Raw genomic sequence first — 340 nt, 5'->3', positions numbered from 1 at the left:
TAGGTACAACTTCTGGTGGAACAGATATTATAAACAACCAAGATGTAGGTAATGTAACTACGTTTGATTTACCTACAGATTTACCAGAAAACACCCAAATATTTGTGAGCCTTGTGCCATACAACGCAGTAGGCGATGCTACAGGTTGCAGCGAAGAATCTTTTACTACTGAAACACTTCCAACAGCGCCAACCTGTACAAGTTTAATAAGCCCGCTAGATGGCGCTAGCAATGTTTCAATAACCACAAATTTAACATGGAATGCCATTGCAGATGCTACAGGTTACAGACTAACGGTAGGTACAACTTCTGGTGGAACAGATATTATAAACAACCAAGA

At 40.0% G+C, this 340-nt stretch carries 1 pseudogene; it reads left to right on the top strand.

Features of this window, described 5'->3' with window-relative positions:
* Nucleotides 1-340, top strand: a pseudogene (locus ACXAG4_RS15530) (hypothetical protein); the annotation flags it as partial.

Source organism: Seonamhaeicola sp. ABD4_175 (genome assembly GCF_056160885.1).
Note: the sequence above shows the minus strand (reverse complement) of the source record. Positions and strands in the feature narration are given on the sequence as shown.